Origin of the sequence: Gluconacetobacter sp., assembly GCF_047721585.1 — a bacterium.
Taxonomy (GTDB): Bacteria; Pseudomonadota; Alphaproteobacteria; order Acetobacterales; family Acetobacteraceae; genus Gluconacetobacter; species Gluconacetobacter dulcium.
The window spans coordinates 1-4,412 of the sequence record NZ_JBDNXE010000204.1; the positions used below are offsets into that span (position 1 = coordinate 1).

At 68.4% G+C, this 4,412-nt stretch carries 5 protein-coding genes and 1 pseudogene; 4 read left to right on the plus strand and 2 right to left on the minus strand.

What is annotated here, in order from left to right; genetic code table 11:
• Together ABF821_RS20085 and epmA are read right to left on the minus strand one after the other, a co-directional pair.
• Positions 1-239, minus strand: a pseudogene (locus ABF821_RS20085) (hypothetical protein); the annotation flags it as partial.
• A 111-nt stretch (positions 240-350) separates the two neighbouring features.
• The gene (gene epmA / locus ABF821_RS20090; RefSeq protein ID WP_415531362.1) at positions 351-1,397 is read right to left on the minus strand and encodes an EF-P lysine aminoacylase EpmA; all 1,047 of its coding nucleotides are present in this window, start codon (positions 1,395-1,397) and stop codon (positions 351-353) included.
• 47 nt (positions 1,398-1,444) lie between these two features.
• Here epmA and ABF821_RS20095 point away from each other — a divergent pair, with 47 nt between their 5' ends.
• The 4 genes from ABF821_RS20095 to ABF821_RS20110 all read left to right on the plus strand — a co-directional run.
• Complete coding sequence (locus tag ABF821_RS20095; RefSeq protein WP_182974896.1) at positions 1,445-2,554, plus strand: lysine-2,3-aminomutase-like protein; 1,110 nt, start codon at positions 1,445-1,447, stop codon at positions 2,552-2,554.
• A gap of 39 nt (positions 2,555-2,593) precedes the next feature.
• Entirely contained in the window at positions 2,594-3,160 is a 567-nt protein-coding gene (efp, locus tag ABF821_RS20100; RefSeq protein ID WP_114726285.1) for an elongation factor P, read from the plus strand.
• A 131-nt stretch (positions 3,161-3,291) separates the two neighbouring features.
• The gene (locus ABF821_RS20105; RefSeq protein WP_182974945.1) at positions 3,292-4,122 is read left to right on the plus strand and encodes an inositol monophosphatase family protein; all 831 of its coding nucleotides are present in this window, start codon (positions 3,292-3,294) and stop codon (positions 4,120-4,122) included.
• A 92-nt stretch (positions 4,123-4,214) separates the two neighbouring features.
• Positions 4,215-4,412 (plus strand): hypothetical protein (locus ABF821_RS20110; protein WP_415531363.1); only part of this gene is annotated, 198 nt, incomplete at its 3' end.

Consider the following 4,412-nt stretch of genomic DNA (forward strand, 5'->3'; position numbering starts at 1 on the left):
CCCCAACCCCAGCCCCAGCCGCCCGCACCGGGCGAGTAGTTGGTTTCGCTGTCGATATAGGCCAGGAAATTATGACCCTGGGCCTCATACGAACGCGTGGGCACGCCGAAGGTGCGGATCACGTCCACCTCACCCCGGCCAACCATCGAGTTGAGCAGCTTCCGCTGCTCGGGAGAGGGAACCTCACACGCCGTCAGGGCGAGCAGGGCAGCCAGCGGTAGGAGCGAGAGGTATTTCATGATCCGGGTTACCGATCTACAGGACAGAATTTATCAGGGCGTTAACGTAGCATCATGGCCATGACGTACGAATTGGGGACGAAATTACAAATATTTCAACCCGTCCCGGCGTCAGGCCAGCCATAAAATGTCATTTATGCGGGTCGTCCCCGCCGCCAACATGACCAGCCGGTCGAATCCCAGCGCAATACCCGCGCAGGGCGGCAGATGCGCCAGCGCCGCCAGCAGCGCCTCGTCCATCGGCCAGTCCAGTTCGGGCACGGCGCCATACAGCGCCGCCCGCCGCGTCCGGTCGTCCACGAAGCGCCGGCGCTGCTCGACCGGGTCGATCAGTTCCTCGAACGCATTCGCCAGTTCCATGCCGGCGGCATAAAGCTCGAAACGCAGCGCCGTGCGCGGATCATCCGGATCGCGGCGCGCCAGCGCCGCCTGACTGGCCGGCCAGTGGGTCAGAAATGTCGGGCGATCCCGGCCGATCGCCGGCTCCACCCGCTCCATCAGCAGACGGAAGAACAGATCCTCCCACGTCTCGCCATCCCGCAGGGCACACCCGGCGGCCATGGCCAGCGCACCGGCATCGCCCTCGGTCGGCAACAAATCCACCCCCGCGTGCCGGGCAAAGGCCTCCTGCATCGTCAGGCGCTCGAACGGCCCATCGACCCGCAGGGGCACGGAGTCCGCCAACCCGCCGGGCGGCACGAACACCGGGGGCAGCACGGCGCGCAGCAGCGCCTCGGTCTCGTCCATCAGCGCCGAGAGCGACGCACCGGGCCGGTACCATTCCAGCATGGTGAATTCAGCGGCATGAAGATGGCTGCCCTCCTCGTTGCGCCAGACCCGCGCTAGCTGAAACACCGGCAGCCCGGTCGCGGCGACGATCCGCTTCATGGCGAATTCGGGGCTGGTATGCAGGAACAGCGCCTCGCGGGTGCCGTCATGATGCCGCCGTTCGGTGCGGAACACTTTCAGATGCACTTCCTCGCCCGGCGTCGGCACCGCATAAGGCGTATCGACCTCCAGATAGCCCCGCGCGTCGAAGAAGGCGCGAACCCCGCGCGCCACCAGCGCCCGCCGCCGCAGCAGCGGCAGCCGCCCGGCAATACGGTCGGGGTCGCATTCCGGCACGGAAAAGGGGGCAGAACCGCCGCCGTCGGTCATGAAGGACTCCTGTTGCGGGACGAACACCGGTCGAGTAGAGCCAGCCGATGACACGATCGGTCAACCATCCCCAGGACGATTTCACCCCGCCGACGGGCCGGACGCTGCGCGACATCCCCGCACTGGTCGCCGCCGGGCTGGTCCCTCCGGATGCCGCCCCGGCACTGGAAGAGGTGGCCCGGCAATACGCCACCGCCATCCCCCCCGCCTTCGCCGCGCTGATCGAACGACCGGACGACCCGATCGGCCTGCAAGTCATCCCCGATGCCGCCGAACTGGCCGTCGCCCCCCATGAACACGCGGACCCGATCGGCGACGACGCCCTGTCGCCGGTGCCCGGCATCGTCCACCGATACGCCGACCGCGCGCTGCTCAAGCCTCTGCTGGTCTGCCCGCTCTATTGCCGCTTCTGCTTCCGGCGCGAACATGTCGGCCCCGACGGTGGCGTGCTGGACGACGCCGCCCTGGCCCGCGCGCTGGACTGGCTGCGCGACCACCCCGCCATCCGCGAAGTGATCCTCACCGGTGGCGACCCGCTGATGCTGTCCCCCCGCCGCCTGCGCCAGATCGTCCAGGCGCTCGACGCCATGCCGCACGTCACGACGATCCGCATCCACAGCCGGGTGCCCGTCGCCGACCCCGCCCGCATCACCGACGAACTGGCCGATGCGATGCAGACCGACCGCGCGATGTGGGTGGTCATGCACGCCAACCATGCCAGCGAATTCACCCCGGCCGCCCGCGCGGCCCTGCGCCGCATCCAGGCACGGGCGATCCCCATCCTGGGCCAGTCGGTCCTGCTGCGCGGCGTCAATGACAGCGTGGCGGCGCTGGAGGGGCTGTTCCGCGCAATGGTCGAGGCCAGGGTAAAGCCCTATTATCTGCACCAGCTCGACCCCGCCCCCGGCACCGCGCGCTTCCATGTGCCGATCGCCGAGGGCCAGCGCCTGCTGGCGGGCCTGCGCGGCCGGGTGACGGGCCTCGCATGGCCCACCTACACGCTCGACATTCCGGGCGGCCACGGCAAGGTGCCGCTGGGGCCGGACTATCTGGAAGCCGGGGAAGACGGCCCCATGGTCCGCGATCCGGCGGGCGGCCGCCACAAACTCGCCGCTGAATCCGCGCCCAACCTTGCCCTCGGCGCCCGAGAGCGTTAGAAGCCCGCCTTCCATACCCATAGTCAGACAGGGCCCACCATGAAACAGCAGGCGAACCTGATCCGTGCCGGACAGGTCATCGAGCACGAAGGCCGTCGCTGGACCGTCCTGAAGCAGCAGATCATCACCCCCGGCAAGGGCGGCGCCTTCATCCAGGTGGAGATGCGCGACCTCAAGACGGGCAACAAGACCAACGAACGCTGGCGCACCGCCGACACCGTCGAACGTCTGATGACCGAGGAAAAGGAATACACCTATTCCTACATGGACGGCGACAACGTCGTGCTGATGGACCCGGAGACGTTCGAGCAGACGCTGATCCCGCTGGACCTCCTGGGCGACCAGGCCCCGTTCCTGCAGGACAACATGACGCTGGTGATCAACCTGGTCGAGGGCGACCCGGTGGGCGTGCAGCTTCCCGCCCAGGTGACGCTGGAAATCGTCGAGGCCGATCCGGTCGTGAAGGGCCAGACCGCCAGCTCGTCCTACAAGCCGGCGAAGCTGTCCAACGGCGTCAAGACCATGGTGCCCCCGTTCATCGAAGCCGGCGAGCGTATCGTCGTCCGCACGGAAGACGCCAGCTACGTGGAACGCGCGAAGGGCTGAAGCCCCCGCGCAGCCCCATGGCATGCCCATGGGGCCGCGTTTTTTTCGTTACACAGAACATCTTTGCGTGATGAGGTGGCGTCCACGTCATCCCGACCCGCTCCAGCCAGACAGGACCGATCGCCGTGGCCATGCGACTCTCTCCCCATATGACGGTGATGCAGAACGCGGCCCAGAAGGCCGCGCGGCGCCTGCTCCGTGACTTCAACGAGGTCGAGCAGCTTCAGGTCAGCATCAAGGGCCCCGGCGATTTCGTCTCGCAGGCCGACCTGCGCGCCGAAGCCGCAATCCGCGAGGAACTGGAGCGCGCCCGCCCCGGCTACGCCTTCCTGATGGAGGAAAGCGGCGCCTCGGGCAGCGACAACTGGACGTGGCGCTGGATCGTCGATCCGCTGGACGGCACCACCAACTTCCTGCACGGCATCCCGCACTGGGCGATCTCGATCGCCCTGCAACGCCGCCTGCCCGACGGCACGATCGAACTGGCGGCGGCGCTGGTCTACAATCCCGCCGCCAACGAGACCTTCTGGGCCGAAAAGGGCGTGGGCGCATTCCTCAACGAGCGCCGCATCCGCGTCTCGGCCCGTCGTGACATGCACGAGGCCCTGTTCGCCACCGGCATTCCCTTCGCCAAGGTCCCGGCCCAGCGCCGCCTGCCCTTCGCCCGCACGCTGGGCGCGCTGATGCCGCAGGTCGCGGGCATCCGCCGCTTCGGCGCGGCGGCGCTCGATCTCGCCTGGGTGGCCGCCGGCCGGTACGAAGGCTTCTGGGAACTGGGCCTGAAACCGTGGGACTGCGCGGCCGGCCTGCTGCTGGTGCGCGAGGCCGGCGGCTACGCCACCGATCCCGATGGCGCCGACCTCAACGACATGGGCGATTCGGTCAATGTCGTGGCCGGCAACGCCCAGTTGCATGGCAAACTGCGCGAACTGGTTGCCGAGAGCCTGACGGCACGGCCCTGAACCCCGCCGCTTCCGCGACGAGGCGCTTTCAAAGCCCTCGTCGCACTCCGCCTCTTCGGCCCGCGTGCGATCTGGTCTAGGCTGCCCCGATCATGCCTGATATCCGCCCCGCACTCCCCTCGCGCTCCGGCCCGCACCGCCGGGCAGGCTCCCGTGCCACGCTCGCAACACTCGCGGCACTTGGCGGACTGGCCTTCCCCTCAGCGCACGCGCAGGTCACGACCGACGACAGCGCGCTCTCCGCCCTGCCGGCAACCAAAGTATCCAGGCCCGCCCCGCACGCCCCGGCC